The sequence below is a fragment of the Dorea chungnamensis genome, assembly GCF_039832125.1.
Classification (GTDB): Bacteria; Bacillota; Clostridia; order Lachnospirales; family Lachnospiraceae; genus JAFBIX01.
The window spans coordinates 58,285-74,543 of the sequence record NZ_JBDOHT010000014.1 but is presented as its reverse complement, the minus strand read 5'-3'; the positions used below and the strand labels follow the sequence as shown (position 1 = coordinate 74,543).

Sequence of the window (16,259 nt, the reverse complement as noted above, 5' to 3'; positions counted from 1 at the left end):
ACATCCGGCTTCCTTCAGATTCGAGGTCACCCTCGACACCCTTGCCTTCGACTATATCCTTCCCACTACCGGGCGGATTTGGGACTTTAACCCTTGAGAAACGTGCGCCGCTAGGCGCACCACAACCAATAAAAACAGCCAATTTTTATCGACTGTTTTTATTTCTATTATCTTCTCAGATATTCTTTGTACCAATCAACAAATTTTTCCAATCCGTCCTCTAATCTAGTATTTGGCGCATATCCAAAATCTTTTTTTAATTCACTAATATCTGCGTATGTTTGATATACATCGCCAGGTTGCATAGGCAAATATTCTTTTTCTACCGATTTTTCTATTACATTCTTACTCATTAAAAGATTTTCTAATATTTTTACAAAGTCCATTAAACTTTCTGGCTTATTATTTCCTATGTTATAAACTTTATATTTCACTCCATTTTCATCCTGTTTGGGAACTTTTTTCATAATTCGAAGAATACCATCAACAATATCATCAATATATGTAAAATCTCGATACATATTTCCGTAATTAAAGATTTGTATTTTTTCATTTTTTACCATTTTATCAGCGAAGGAAAAATATGCCATATCCGGACGTCCCATAGGTCCATAAACTGTAAAAAATCTTAATCCAGTTACTGGAATATCATATAATTTACTATATGCATATGCCATTAACTCATTACTTTTTTTAGTTGCTGCATACAATGAAACAGGATTATCCACTTTATCTTCTACTGAATATGGCACTTTTTTATTTAATCCATACACAGATGAAGAAGATGCATACACCAAATGCTTAACACCATTTTCCCCACTATCATAAGAATGACGGCAACATTCTAATAAATTAAAAAAACCTATAATATTACTATCAATATACTCTTCTGGATTGGTAATACTATATCTAACTCCTGCTTGTGCCGCTAAATTAATCACTATATCAGGTGAATATTTTTCAAAGATTTCTTTTATTTTTTTTCTATCTCTCAAATCTCCTCTTATAAATACAAAATTATCAAATTTATCCAGCAACTGGAGTCGCTCATTTTTCAAGCGCACATCATAATAATCATTTAAATTATCGTATCCTATAACAACATTATCTTTATTTTCTTCCAGGATTCTTTTTGACAAGAAAAAACCTATAAACCCTGCTGCTCCAGTTATTAAAATGATTTTTTTATCCATTATTTACCTACCTATGCTATAATATTCTATCCCATTATTTTTCATTTCCTCTGGGTTGTATATATTTCTCCCATCATATACTAATGGAATACGCATACATCTTTTAAATACTTCAGGTGCAATATCTTTAATTTCACTCCACTCAGTAAAAACGAAGCAAATATCTGCTTGATTCAAAGCTTCTTCAATGCAATTTGCATAATTCATATTTCCTTTGTTATATCTTCCCTGCGGGTATAATGTTGCAAAGTTTTTTTCCCCAACAGGATCGTATGCCCAAACATCCGCTCCATGCTCCAGCAAAATTGGAATATTATCTAACGAAGGAGCTTCTCTCAAATCGTCTGTTTCTGGTTTAAACGTCAAACCTAAAACTGCCACTTTCAAGTTAGCAAATGTTATCATCCTATTACTTGCTTTTTTAATAAGTTTTAATTTTTGTTCCTTATTTACTTCAATTGCAGCTTCCACAGTTCTTAATTTATATCCTCTTTTCTCCGCCAAAAAGCTTAACGCTTTCGTATCTTTCGGAAAACAACTTCCTCCATAACCAATCCCTGCCCTTAAAAAGCATTCACCAATCCTTTTATCATATTTCATTCCTTCTGCAACATCCTCTATATTGGCACCAACCAACTCACACAAATTAGCTATGTCATTCATATATGATATTTTTAATGCCAAAAAATCATTACATGCATATTTTATCATTTCCGCCGAACGCCTACTTACCGATACAATTGGAATGTTAAAAGGTCTATAGACCTCTTTTAAAATTTTTTCTGCACGTTCACTTTCTGTACCTATAATAATGCGAGGTGCGTTTAAGGTATCATGCACTGCTGTTCCTTGTGCCAAAAATTCCGGATTAGAGGCTACTTCCACTTTCACATCATTTACGCGGAAATCTGCAATACATCTTTCTACTTTATCGTTAGTCCCAATAGGAACTGTTGATTTAACAACAACCAAGCAATCTTTCTCAATATTTTCTGCAATCTGTCTTGCTACAGTCGCTATAAATGAAAGATCTGCATTTCCATCTGGCATTTCTGGTGTTCCAACTCCAATAAATATAACATCTGCATCTCGATATGCCTCAATATAATCTATTGTATAATGCAGCCTACCTTCTCTATAATTTTTCTTCATTAATTTTTCCAAATCTTTCTCATAGATAGGTGCTATACCAGACTCCATTAATTTAACTTTATTCTCATCTGTATCCACACATGTAACATTATAACCTTTTTCAGCAAAACATACCCCTGCAACTAAACCAACATATCCCGTTCCTGCCACAACTAATTTCATATAATTTAAGCACCTCTCTTATTTAATGATAAACTACTACAGTTGTTCCAGATGGTATATTATCATATATCCATTTAGCATTTTCAATCTTTAATCTTACACATCCATGAGACAACGGCATCCCTACTCTTCCATCTTGTAATGTTCCATTTTTATTATACAATACCGAATGGAATAAATAATTTCCTCTAAACTGAGTCCACCAAAAGCATCTTGAAGCTCCCGAATCAAAATAATATCCTCTACTTCCTACATTAAAGACACCTTCTACAGTTGGAGTACTTGGAGCTCCATCTGCGCAATCCCACATAACGATGTTATTCCAAAATCCTCGTGCTCCTTGGAATATACCAACCTTATGTGTACTTCGATTTACTAATATGAGATATGGCGTTGTACTTGAATAAAGATTCGCTCTTAATAACATTTCTTGTCCTACTACAGGCGCCTTTTTATAATGCCCACTTGTATTTCCCGGCGCACCTATATCTTTGGGTAAAACAATAATCTGAATAGCCTCTAATTTATAGGCATACCCTGAACTTCCGGCTTCTTCCCCATTCTTTGCCCAACCTAACCAACCAAAATTTGAAACGTGAGCTCGATAATAAATATCACAATATTTTTCCATTTCTCCCGTTAATTTAATTTGCACTGCTTCGGCCCTTTTTCCCTGACCAACAGTTCCCGAAATATCTCCGTCACTCCTCCAATCTTGCCAACCGATATCTGAAACATGAAGTCGATATGTAATTCCCCCTGTATATAAAGAACCTTTATCATCATTTTTTATGGACATCGCCATTGCTTCTATACTTCTATTTTCACCAGTCGTTCCAATAATATCACCTATATATCTAGTATCCTGCCAACCAATTCCAGACACATGTGCTTGACACTCAATTTTAGCTATACATTCTCTCGACAAATAACTTCTTCCTGTTTGATTTGGCTTGTTCTCACTTTCTTTTTCAACTAATTGAATCTGAATAGCTTCTACGGCTGATGCATATCCTACTGTTCCTGCTATTTCTCCATTCTTTGCCCAGCCTAACCATCCGTATCTTGCAGCATGTACCCTATAATAGACATCATATTGACTATTTAATTTTTCATCCAATTCAATACATATTGCTTCTATAGACTTACTTTGCCCTGTTGTTCCTGCCAATTGTCCATCCGATTTTGAATCTTGCCAACCAATTCCAGACACATGTGCTTTGTATATAACTGATCCTCCTAGTTGCTCTCCCACTTCAATTTTTATCGCTTCTATTCCGAGCGATTTTCCTGTTGTTCCTGCTGTTGATCCATCTTTTACTTTTGATTGCCATCCAATATTCTGAACATGTGCTGTATACATTACATTTCCCATATTCCGCTCTGTAAGATACGTTTTACCAGTAACAACAGGTGCATTAACATCATTCTTTTCATACAATACTATTTCAACAGCTTCCATTGCACATGCAAATCCAACAGTTCCTGCAAGTTCTCCATTTTTCGCCCAATCAAACCATCCATATTTTGCCGAATGCACCCGATAATATATATCATATTGTTCAGAAATTGTACCTTTCAATCTAATTTTAATTGCTTCAACAGCCTTTGCTTTTCCTACTGTTCCTGCCAATTGTCCATCATTTACAGACTCTTGCCAACCAATATCTTGCACATGTGCTTCGTATTCAATTTTTCCATCCAGACTATTCAAATCATCTAATTCAATTTTAATTCCTTCTACAGCCAGCGCTTTTCCTACTGTCCCTGCAGTCATTCCGTCTACCACTTCATTTTGCCAGCCAATATTTTGTACATGAACACTATATCTAACTGTTGGTTTTTCTTGTGTTTCTTGTGTTTCTTGTGTTTCTTGTGTTTCTTGTGTTTCTTGTGCTTCTTCTCCACTTTCTTTTACTTTTTTTTCTTCTTTTTCTATTTCACTATTTTCCTCAAAAACATTTTCTTCCAATATTTCGTTTTCAACATTCCCACCATTTTCTTCCAATGCATCATATTCAATATTCTCTACATCCTCTGCATGTACTGAAAATATCGATAAATTAAAAAAAATTAAGACTAAAAGAAATGCTATAACTTTTTTCCCAAAAAAATTCCTTTTCATTGTTATCCCTCACATCATTTTTGCAAAAAAGAATTAATTACACTTCCAGGTGCCACTTCTCCTTTTTTTACAAGTTTAATTTGCACTGCTTCTACCTTTTTTCCATATCCTTCTGTTCCAGCCTTATCTCCATTTTTAGCCCAACCTTGCCAGCCAATATCACTTGTATGTACTCGATAATAGATGTCATATCTTTCTTGCATTTCTCCTGTTAATTTTATCGATATCGCTTCTATTTTTTTATTTTTCCCTTCGGTTCCAGACATCTCTCCATTTGATACATAATCTTGCCAGCCAATTCCTTGTACTAATGCACAATATTCTACATTTCCTTCATATTCTTGGTCTTCCAGTTCTATCTTTAATGCCTCTACCTTCAGATTTCTTCCTGTTGTTCCTGCTGTCTCTCCATTTTCTACATAACTTTGCCAGCCAATATCCTGTACATGTGCTTTATACTTTATACTGCTAGGTTTCTTTAAATATGCATTCTCAGTATTTCCAGGCGCTTCTTCACCCTTTTTTACAAGTTTAATTTGCACTGCTTCTACTTTTTTTCCATATCCTTCTGTTCCAGCCTTATCTCCATTTTTAGTCCAACCTTGCCAGCCAATATCACTTGTATGTACTCGATAATAGATGTCATATCTTTCTTGCATTTCTCCTGTTAATTTTATCGATATCGCTTCTATTTTTTTATTTTCCCCTTCGGTTCCAGACATCTCTCCATTTGATACATAATCTTGCCAGCCAATTCCTTGTACTAATGCACAATATTCTACATTTCCTTCATATTCTTGGTCTTCCAGTTCTATCTTTAATGCCTCTACTTTCAGATTTCTTCCCGTTGTTCCTGCTGTCTCTCCATTTTCTACATAACCTTGCCAGCCAATATCCTGTACATGCGCTTTATACTTTATACTGCTAGGTTTCTTTAAATATGCATTCTCAGTATTTCCAGGCGCTTCTTCACCCTTTTTTACAAGTTTAATTTGCACTGCTTCTACTTTTTTTCCATACCCTTCTGTTCCAGCCTTATCTCCATTTTTAGTCCAACCTTGCCAGCCAATATCACTTGTATGTACTCGATAATAGATGTCATATCTTTCTTGCATTTCTCCTGTTAATTTTATCGATATCGCTTCTATTTTTTTATTTTCCCCTTCGGTTCCAGACATCTCTCCATTTGATACATAATCTTGCCAGCCAATTCCTTGTACTAATGCACAATATTCTACATTTCCTTCATATTCTTGGTCTTCCAGTTCTATCTTTAATGCCTCTACTTTCAGATTTCTTCCCGTTGTTCCTGCTGTCTCTCCATTTTCTACATAACTTTGCCAACCAATATCCTGTACATGCGCTTTATACTTTATACCGCTCGGTTTCTTTAAATATGCATTCTCAGTATTTCCAGGCGCTTCTGATCCTGCTGGAAGTAACGCAATCTGATATGCTTCTATAGGATACCCATATCCACTGGTCCCTGCCATCTCATCATTAAATGCCCATCCTAGCCATCCCAGATCATTTATATAAACCCGATAATATATATTGTAATTTTCAGCATTCTCTCCCTCTAATTTTATTCTTATAGCTTCAGTTGCCTTGTTCTTCCCTGTTGTTCCCGCGACCTCACTATTCGTCACATAGTCTTGCCAATTTCCATCAATACATGCACTATATTTTATGTTTACTCCTTCTAAATTTTGAATACTAATTTCAAATGCTTCTAGCTGCTTATTTAATCCTACAGTCCCCGCAACTTTTCCATTTGAAACTCTATCCAACCATCCAGAATCTTGGATATGCGCTGAATATAAAACAACATCCTTTACTTCCTCTGGTATCGAAACAGACATTGACACTCCATGATTCTCTGGATATCCAATCAAATAATTCATATCAACATCTGAAGATATTCCCGATACTCTTCCTGATGCAGTATACTGCCATATTGCATACTCTCCCGAATATTGACATGTAGAATTATATTGTGCTACCCATCTATGCCATTGTGAAAATCTTACATCCGTCAAATAATTATTCCACCAATCAAGATTTGCATACACACCTACCGCATATCCGGCTTTTTCAATTGTAGAACAAAATGTCTGAGCAATTTCGCCCAAATTGCTTCCGATTGTACTTTTATCCTCCATATCAAAATAAATCGGATACGAAAGATTATGACCATTTATCAAGCGTAATACATGCTGTGCTTCACTCAATGCCCTCTCTGTATTTGTTGCATAGGAATATATGTATACTCCATATGGAATTCCTAAACGTTCACATTCCGAAACATTTCTTTCCCAAAACTTATCATCTTGATCCGTCAAATTCATTCCATATCCGCACCGAAGAATAACAAAATCCACCCCTGATTCTTTTACTTTTTCCCAATCAATTTCTCCCTGATGCTCGGACACATCGATTCCTGTTCTCGTAGCATTCGAATGATATGCATAAACTGCAGCTCTACTTTTTGCAGATGACTCTGGTTTTAACAACTGTCCGTCCGTGTAGCGCCAACTATTTGCATGGTCTCCTTCCTCTGGATTTATTGAATTTGCTGAATTCTCCAGTTGTTCTTCATTATTCAGAATAATATCCTCAGTTAATTCTGTTTTCTCATTCTCTATATTTTCTTCTTGTATGACACCTTCTAAGTTATTTTGCGTTACTTCATCATTTTGACTAAAACTTTCGTTATCTGCATTCACTTGAAAAGATATCATGTTTACATTAATCAAAATCAAGGAAAAAAGTAACATCATTGAAATAAATCTTCTCATTCTTTTTCACCCTTTTTTTTCTGCATTTCTTGCCTTTTCTCATATAATGCCAATTCTTGTGCTAAGTTTTTAATACGTATTGACATTCTAGATATAGACATCGTCAATCCAAAAATGATAATTAACGAAAAACAAAATCCCAAAAAAAACAACATATTAATAGGAAGTTCAATTCCCATAAAAACTGCCAGCCAATTCATAATTCCTGGAAACAGATCCAGTATAAGGACTCCAACTCCAACACAAAGCCAGGCCAATGCATATCTTAATTCCAAAGCTTTTTTTCTAATCATATTAATTATAATGCATAAAGCTATTATTATAACTACTGCTACAATTATTTGAATTCGTAATCTCATTTTCTTTTCCTACTTTCTAATACACTCAATTAAAATAGCCAAAGTTACTTTTATCATATAATAAATAGATTTCTTAGGTGAGATTGATGACACACCACCTTCTCTTGCTTTCATTATAACTGGAAGTTCTTTAACTTTTTTCTCTTTCCTAAGAATCGAAACTACACTCTCTGGTTCTGGATAGTCCTTAGGGTAATCATATGCAAATATTTTCATTATTTCTCTATTAACCATTCTTAATCCAGATGTGGGATCTGTAATCATTGTACCCGTCAATACACGAATTAATATTGTAAAATACTTAATTCCAATTCGCCTTGTACCAGATGACTGAAAGCCTTCTTTATTAATAAATCTTGAACCAATAACCATATCCAAATTATTTTCATTTAAATATTCTACCATCGTGTTTAAAAATTGAGGATCATGTTGTCCATCTCCATCTACTTGAACTGCAACATCATACCCTTCTTCATATCCATATCTATATCCAGTTTGTACTGCACCACCAATCCCTAGATTAATCGGAAGATTAATAATATTATAATGATTCCTTTCACATATCTTTCTTGTCTGATCTGTCGAACAATCATTTATTATCACATAATCAAAATCAGGTGCATTTTTCTTTATTGCTGTTACCGTTTTTTCAATATTCTCACTTTCATTATAAGCTGGTATTATGATTAATTTTTTCATTTTATCTCCTAGTTAACTTTATTTGATTTTTCACTTTTAGAATAAAATTTCACTATAATTTTAGCCATCCATTTTGGCCAAAATTTACAAAACATTTCATAATCTTCTTTACTTCTTGCATTATCTCCAAGAATAATTGACGTTTCCGATTCCTCATGAATACGATGTCCCATTTGTATACTAGAATCATACAAAAAGCAACCTTTTAATTTAGAAATACGTTCCCAAGCTTCCCAATCTTCATCCGATCGAAAATTAACTGTAAAAACAGGATTTGGCAAATTATTTACAGCAAATGTAACCGCCGGGCAACATATTCCATTTCCCAAAGCAAGGCTCCTTCTCCGAATGAATCTACTTCTTTGCAGTAGGGTAATTCTTAATGGTAATAACAATATTCTTTTTATTCTTAACAATTGATTATTAACAACTTTCTTTCCATTTCTAATTTCACAATAATCAGAAAAATAAATCAATGGTTTTTTGCATCTTTCTAAACATGAAACTGCATGTAAAGAATATTCTTCAAAATATATGTCATCCTGATGTGCAATTGTAACATAGGGAGTATTGCATTGATTATATCCAAAATTCCAATCTTGAACAATTCCGCTTTCACCCGTATTAACTTTTAATAATATTTGATATTTATCTGCTAAAGAAGAAATGTAACTATTAGGGGTTGATGTCACCATTATAATATTGGATTTTAGTTTTTGCTTTTTCAGAGAAATAATACATTCTTCCAAAAAAGGACTTTCCTTATATGCACATATTACAAAAGTATGTTTTTTAGTTAACTCACTCATAATAACCTTCCTTTTATTTTCTATTATCTTATATAGTATAACATTCAGAAACTTTTTCCGTCAATCAACTGAACCTCTTTCCTTTTTTCACAAAATATAAATACAAAAATCAAAACTGCAAGTGTAAGGAACAAAACACCTGTTGAAATTAAATATGCATATCCTGCGCCTAAAAGTCCAAAAGACTTTACTAATGGATTTGATATAAAAAAAGCTACAACACTTGCAATCACAAAACCTATCAAAAAAAACAATTGTTTTCTCATCACTGTTAAAATCACTTGTTCAATTACTGCGAAAGCATAAAAAGTCCCTCCAACCAACAAAATAACCAATACTTTTTTATACTGAATTAATTGAACTCCAAAAACAATGGACAGTATTTGACATCCAATTGCACTACCTAATCCCAAAATAATTCCTGATATTCCAATGGCTCCTAGAAAAATTAGTCCGCATAATTTAAGAAACTTTTCATATTCTTTATGTAGCCATTTTTTAGATAACCGAACCAACAGCGGTTGCAATGCAAATCCAACAAATAAATTTGTAACGAAACAAGGCATAAACAAGTAAGTGTACAACGCTTGTTCACTCGATGACATATATGCATCAATTGCATATTTAGGTGCATTACCAATATATATTAACAAAAAAGCACCAATACATAACGGAGCACATTCATATAATAACAAATAAATTTTCTTCCAGCTAAACTCTGGTTTTTCTAATATCACAACTTCTTGTGTAGATTTCACCAAAACTATCAAAATAAAAGCAGATATGAATATTGCTATACAAATACTTACAATTAAATTATGAGAAAAAAACAAACTAACACAAAATGCAATAATATAAGCAACAATTCTCACACTCATTATTTTCCCACTAATATCAAGTCTTCCTTGTTGTTGATAATATCCTCCATACACATCATCAACAGCATCCGTAACCTTTAACAAACATAGCAATACCGTGATTAATGCCTTTTCAAAAAAATATCCTTCTATTCTAACAAAAGCAAAAGCTGAAACTATCATTACGATACTTGTTATGATTCGAGACGCCAAATATACTCGCATAGAATATTTGTGATTAATATCTGTAGCCTGATAATTTCTCATGCCATAATTAGCAACAGTCAACATCATCTGCGACGTTGAAAAACCTAAAGAAAACAATCCAGCATCCGCCACACCATTCACAAACGTTACCACCCATAGCAAAAGCATTGATACAACAGAATTTATACCACTTGACATTATATTCCAAAAAACACTTTGTGTTTCAATCTTCTCTCTTTCAATATTCCACATCTTATGCAACATATTATACTCCATCTAACACTTTACTAGATATTTTTTATTATATCATCAATTTAACTTCACAACAATGTATTCCACTTGCTACCATCCAATTTCCTTAAATAAAAAATGCAGCAATGCTGCATTTTTTATTTTTTGAAAAACGAAGGTACATTACCACAAGGAAATGATTCTTCTTTCTTTACCAACTTAATTTGAATCGCTTCTACTTGACGTGCATATCCCTCACTTCCTGCTTTTTCACCATTTTTTGCCCATCCTAACCATCCAAATTCCGAAGCATGGACACGATAATAAACATTATAGTTTTCTGATACTTTTCCTGTTAATTCTATACAAATTGCTTCGACTTGCTTATTTTTCCCTACTGTTCCAGCAATTTTACCACCAAAAACATAATCCTGCCATCCTACGTCTTGTACATGTGCTTTATATTTTACATCTCCTGACATATTCAAATTATCTAAGTGAATCTTAATTGCTTCTATTTGCTTATTTTTTCCAGTCGTCCCAGCAATCCCACCATCACTAACAAAATCTTGCCATCCTATATCTTGTACATGTGCAGAATAAATTATGCCCGCTTCTTTCTCTAAAAAAGAATTATCGGTTGTTCCTGGCGCACTTTCATTTTTATTAACTAATTGTATTTGAATCGCTTCTATTTGCTTCCCGTAGCCTTTATTTCCCGCTGGCAACCCATTTTTTGTCCATCCTAACCATCCAAATTCCGAAGCATGCACTCTATAATATACATCATATTTCGTACTCATTTCGCCAGTTAATTGAATTTTAACAGCTTCTATTTGTTTATTTTCTCCAACAGTTCCTGCCACCGAATTATTTGACACAAACTCCTGCCATCCTACATTTTCCACCAAAGCTGAGTATTGAATATCTCCAGAATATTCCTGTCCAAACAGTTGGACTTTAAATGCTTCTATTTGTTTATTTTTTCCCGTTGTTCCTGCCATCTGACCATCTTTTACATATTTCTGCCACCCAATATCTTCTACATGAGTGCAATATCTAACAACTGTTGGATTCTGCAAAAATTCTTTAACATCATTTTTCAACTCTGGAGTTCCTTTAGGGAGCAATATAATTTGCATTGCTTCAATTTTCAAATCATAATTAATCGTACCTGCAGTTTGTCCATTGCTCGCCCAACCAAGCCACCCCTTATCTTGAACGTGTACTCGATAATAAATGTCATATTTATTATTATCATTTCCTGTCAATTCAATCTGAAGTGCTTCCATACGTTTATTTTGTCCAACTGTTCCTGACACTTCTCCATTCTCTTCATAATCCATCCATCCAATATCTTGAACAAATGCACGATATTTTATTCCAAGATCATTATTTAACACTGAATTCACTGTAAAAGCTTCAATTTTTTTGTTCTGCCCCGTAGTACCTGCCACTTCTCCATTTTCAACTTTTTGCTGCCATCCTATATCTTGTACATGTGCGCAATATTCTATTTTTTGTGTATTTATTTTATATGGAATTAGAGTATTTCCCGGAGCAATTGACCCTTTCTTCAACATAACAATTTGCATAGCTTGCAATGCGTAATTATAATTCTGCGTGCCCGCTAATTCGCCATTTTTAGCCCAATCCAGCCATCCAAATTCCGAAACATATGTACGGTAATAAATATCATACTCAGCAGAAGGCTCTCCTGTTAGTCGTATTTGGATTGCCTCCATTTTTTTTGCCAGCCCAACAGTTCCACTAGTTGCTCCATCAGATACTATATCCTGCCACCCAATATCTTGCACATGTGCGCGATATTCTATCCCTAAACTATTTATATCCTTTACTTTTAATTCAATCGCTTCAATAGACAAATTCTTTCCTATCGTCCCTATTACTTGCCCATTATTTACAGAATCTTGCCATCCAATTTCCTGCACATGTGCGCGATATTCTATGACATTCTTCAGTTCTTCCGGAACATTTATAGAAACATTTCCACTACTCTTCCCAATGACTTTCTTAACATAATCAGAACTAACATAAGCATACATTTCATTATAATTATAATTCCCGCTATTTAATATGTTTGTCCTATCACTATTTAACACTGCATCACTTTGGATTTTATAAAATCCCCTCAAAGTATCATCCAATATAATGAAAGATTGATTTGAATAATTTTTAGTAGTATGAATAACCTTCGAAGTCGTATTTGGCTCATTTCGTACATTTAAATTCGTATGCTCTATTCCAATAAGATCTTTTATTCCAATCGAATATACATAAACATCTTGATTATCATAAGTCCTATCAATCATCCATGCTATATTCGCATTCTTTTCTCCCCAATAAGGATCTGATGCATATCTTACATTAATTCCACTCCCCTTATTTCCTAAAAATCCCCCCGAATAAACCCAGTTTTCAGGATTTAAATATTGCTTTGACATATATGTTTCAGAAAAAGTTTTAATACAACTTTCAACACTTGAATATGTATTAGCACTATCTCCAGGAGATGAATCTATAGCATTTAATCCAAACAGATTATTATTATTCATTGCGATACTGCTTTTCCCCCATGCACTTTCATTTGCAGCAACAGCACAAGCTAATATTACATTAACACCATATTGATTCTGACAATTCTCAAAAATACTTCCCGTATTTGTCATCTTTGAATTCGTTACTTTTCCATTAATTATATAATCTATCTGTTCAGCAGAATATTTTGTTTTACTCCGCATAGGCAAATACTGAAAATAATTATAATATGGATCTGTACTATTAACCGCATAGTTTCTACTTCCCTGATTATAATCATCTAACATACTGCCAAAATTATCCTGTGTGTAAAAATAATGACCATCATAACTATAATACTGTTCACCTGCATTCAGATAATTTGGAGCTGGTCCATTATCTAAAACTGTTGCATGATCATTTTTTGTTATATTTGTAGTAATATAATGATATAATCTTCCATTTGAAACTATATAATAACTTATCGATTGAGCTGAACTAATATTTACTACTTGCACCAAACTGGAATCAACTAATCCTATTACCCCTGATATCATAAATTTGACTTTTCCATTCTCAGTACCGAGATAAGCAGCATCTGCTCCAAACATACCATTTGTATATCCAGAATTACCTGTACCATACTCCGTATATTCAGTAACAGCATTCCCTCTCGTATTAAAATTTACAATTTGAGGAGTAGCAATACGGGTATACGCAGAAACATTATCTTCTAAATATCCACTTTCACTTTCAACCTCTGTGATATTTCCTTCCGCATCCATTGTAGTAATAACACTATCAATCCTGATATTTTCTTTCTGCAAAGCAATTTCCGCTTTAGTTATCTCGTTTGAAGAATCTGATACCTCTGTTTCCTCCACATCTGAATTCTTAGAATTGGATTCTTCTTCACTACTTACTTTTATACTTTCTATATCAGTATAATTTTCTTCTGGTTCGTCCGCATAAGAAACATTACCCAACACGCCAACCCACAATAACATAAAGCATAAAATCAACGAACATCTTTTTTTCCGTTTAGCACTCATTTATCTTCCCCCCCCCAAAAAAATATTACAATTAATTGTAGCATAATAATATACCGTTGTCGACAAATGCGTTTGGCCAAACATTAATACACCAATACCTAATTAACATTTCCAATAGTTTCGGCAACTTTATATTGTTCTCCATCCTCTCCCACTACATATACATGAATCTGATATTCTCCTACTTTATATCCGAATCCCGGGACATTAATTCGCGCATAATAACTTCCGTCCTCTCGTTGTTCCATTCCAATCCACTGTAGATCACTCTGATCTTCATTCGTCCACACTGCAATCATCACCTGACTGATATCTTCCGGAATATTAGCAATATCAGTCACCACTACTGGCAAAGCTCCGGTATTACTCTCATAAGCCTCTGCCCATGCATTAGCCATCGGAAGTTTTCCTTCTCTTAATAATAATTCTTCTTTTGTTTCGTCAATACTTGCAAGTTCTTCCATTCTTTTTGATTTTCCACTCACCCCCTCCTTAACAGCATTGATTCCCAGACGTTCTGTAAGTGTCTGTGCAGTCGAAAACAAATTAGTTCCCAGCCCCAGTCTGTTGCCTTCTATATTAGCTCCCAAAGCAGCCAATGTTGTCGGAAAAGTATCGAACGTGGTATAATCTCTCTCTTCGTTCGTTTCCACTACTACTGCCGAATTGATATATGATGTATAAACTTTTCGAATATAATCATCATCAATATCTTCACAATAGTCTACGTCCATAGTCGGATGATCACCCACAATCACAATAGTAGTGTTCTCATAAAAATCCTGCTCCTGTACCCACTGAATAAAGTCACATACTTGCCTACTGGAACAAGCCATTACATTTGAATACTGCTCATCTCCATACGTTTCAGGACAGATATCACATACATATCCATCTTCAAAGTGAGTATCTACAGTCAGCATCGTCAGATTAAATGGCTCCTCCTGGCTTGATAATTCCAACAACTTTTCCTTGGCAAATCCAAATAATTTCTGGTCTTCATACCCCCACCAGACTTGATAATCTTCCGGAATCATTCCGGATTGTATCGCATAATTATAATCTACAATATCATAATTCCCATGTTCTGTAAAATACAACCTTCTTCCGCCAAATGTCGCATCTGAACCTATCAACAATGTCTGAGAATATCCTTCCCGCTCTAAAACATCTCCTAATGTTATTGCACTTGGAAAAAATGAGTCCTGGGTATCCATATTATTGCCGTCAATCGAAATACTTAATGGCAATCCTGATGTATGCGCAAACATTGCCCCAATTGTCCATGTAGTCCCTGGCATCGAATATCCACCATTTAACTTATCTTCTTCTCCAGAAAAATCCTCATTCTCCTGCGCAAGCTTCGTTAATTCAGGAATCACATTTTCTTCAAATGCTCCTCCGTTTTCTGTATCTGCATAAGTTGTCTCCATGGACTCCAAAAATATAAGAATCAGATTTCTCTTCTGTTCCGGAAAGGTAATCTCAACCTCTGCCGGATCCACATAATAATCATCAATGAAATCCGAATATTCTCCCTGTGCTTTCACATAACTTCCAGCATCCAATTTTGTCCATGCACCCCTAACTACAATTATGGAAACAGCAAGAGAGGCTATCATACCTACCCCCATGACCACATAATATTTTTTCTTTCTTCGCCAAGCAATAAACAATATAAGAACCAACGCAAGAACCAATAGCGTAGGAGCAACACACATATTCAGATATTCCATAATCATTCCTTCATTTGTTCCATCCAATGGAGCTGTCAGATGATACACCAATTCATCCATTGTCAGATTGCTCCAAGTATCAAACATCCACTGAATGCTAAAACACAGAATTGTCGCCAATACTGTTAATATTACTGTTAATACTGTCCCTGACACTGTCAAAACTTTCTTTATGATCCGCAAGACTTTTCTCATTCTTTACACACTCTTTCCACTTATTTTACATATTTCGACATTTTGTATTATATTAAAAGGATGGAAAGAATGCAACTTTTACATTTCGGTTCATAAATTTTTCACAAATTAAAAGGCCATCCCCGAGGGAACAGCCTTTTTACTCT

At 34.4% G+C, this 16,259-nt stretch carries 10 protein-coding genes; all 10 read right to left on the bottom strand.

The window, feature by feature from the left end; genetic code table 11:
* Nucleotides 1-167: 167 nt before the first annotated feature.
* The 10 genes from ABE613_RS12125 to ABE613_RS12080 all read right to left on the bottom strand — a co-directional run bounded on the left by ABE613_RS12125 (nucleotide 168) and on the right by ABE613_RS12080 (nucleotide 16,113).
* Complete coding sequence (locus ABE613_RS12125) at nucleotides 168-1,193, bottom strand: GDP-mannose 4,6-dehydratase (RefSeq protein ID WP_347376496.1); 1,026 nt, start codon at nucleotides 1,191-1,193, stop codon at nucleotides 168-170.
* A 3-nt stretch (nucleotides 1,194-1,196) separates the two neighbouring features.
* Nucleotides 1,197-2,507 carry a UDP-glucose dehydrogenase family protein gene (locus tag ABE613_RS12120; RefSeq protein ID WP_347376495.1) on the bottom strand — a complete coding sequence of 437 codons (1,311 nt, stop codon included), beginning with the start codon at nucleotides 2,505-2,507 and terminating at the stop codon, nucleotides 1,197-1,199.
* A gap of 22 nt (nucleotides 2,508-2,529) precedes the next feature.
* Complete coding sequence (locus tag ABE613_RS12115) at nucleotides 2,530-4,632, bottom strand: L,D-transpeptidase family protein (protein ID WP_347376494.1); 2,103 nt, start codon at nucleotides 4,630-4,632, stop codon at nucleotides 2,530-2,532.
* Between the two features lie 14 nt (nucleotides 4,633-4,646).
* Entirely contained in the window at nucleotides 4,647-7,430 is a 2,784-nt protein-coding gene (locus ABE613_RS12110; RefSeq protein ID WP_347376493.1) for a GH25 family lysozyme, read from the bottom strand.
* Nucleotides 7,427-7,789 (bottom strand): DUF2304 domain-containing protein, encoded by a 363-nt coding sequence (locus ABE613_RS12105; RefSeq protein ID WP_235233848.1) that lies wholly within the window; start codon nucleotides 7,787-7,789, stop codon nucleotides 7,427-7,429. Before ABE613_RS12105 ends, ABE613_RS12110 begins: the two co-directional genes overlap by 4 nt.
* Before the next feature lie 9 nt (nucleotides 7,790-7,798).
* Complete coding sequence (locus ABE613_RS12100) at nucleotides 7,799-8,488, bottom strand: glycosyltransferase family 2 protein (RefSeq protein ID WP_235233849.1); 690 nt, start codon at nucleotides 8,486-8,488, stop codon at nucleotides 7,799-7,801.
* Between the two features lie 8 nt (nucleotides 8,489-8,496).
* Nucleotides 8,497-9,297 (bottom strand): glycosyltransferase family A protein, encoded by an 801-nt coding sequence (locus ABE613_RS12095; RefSeq protein ID WP_347376492.1) that lies wholly within the window; start codon nucleotides 9,295-9,297, stop codon nucleotides 8,497-8,499.
* Nucleotides 9,298-9,341: 44 nt separating this feature from the next.
* The gene (locus ABE613_RS12090; RefSeq protein ID WP_235233851.1) at nucleotides 9,342-10,625 is read right to left on the bottom strand and encodes a lipopolysaccharide biosynthesis protein; all 1,284 of its coding nucleotides are present in this window, start codon (nucleotides 10,623-10,625) and stop codon (nucleotides 9,342-9,344) included.
* A gap of 125 nt (nucleotides 10,626-10,750) precedes the next feature.
* A complete protein-coding gene (locus tag ABE613_RS12085) occupies nucleotides 10,751-14,182 on the bottom strand; it encodes a glucosaminidase domain-containing protein (RefSeq protein WP_235233852.1) in 3,432 nt (1,143 codons plus the stop codon).
* A 98-nt stretch (nucleotides 14,183-14,280) separates the two neighbouring features.
* Complete coding sequence (locus tag ABE613_RS12080) at nucleotides 14,281-16,113, bottom strand: GBS Bsp-like repeat-containing protein (protein ID WP_347376491.1); 1,833 nt, start codon at nucleotides 16,111-16,113, stop codon at nucleotides 14,281-14,283.
* Between the last annotated feature and the right edge of the window lie 146 nt (nucleotides 16,114-16,259).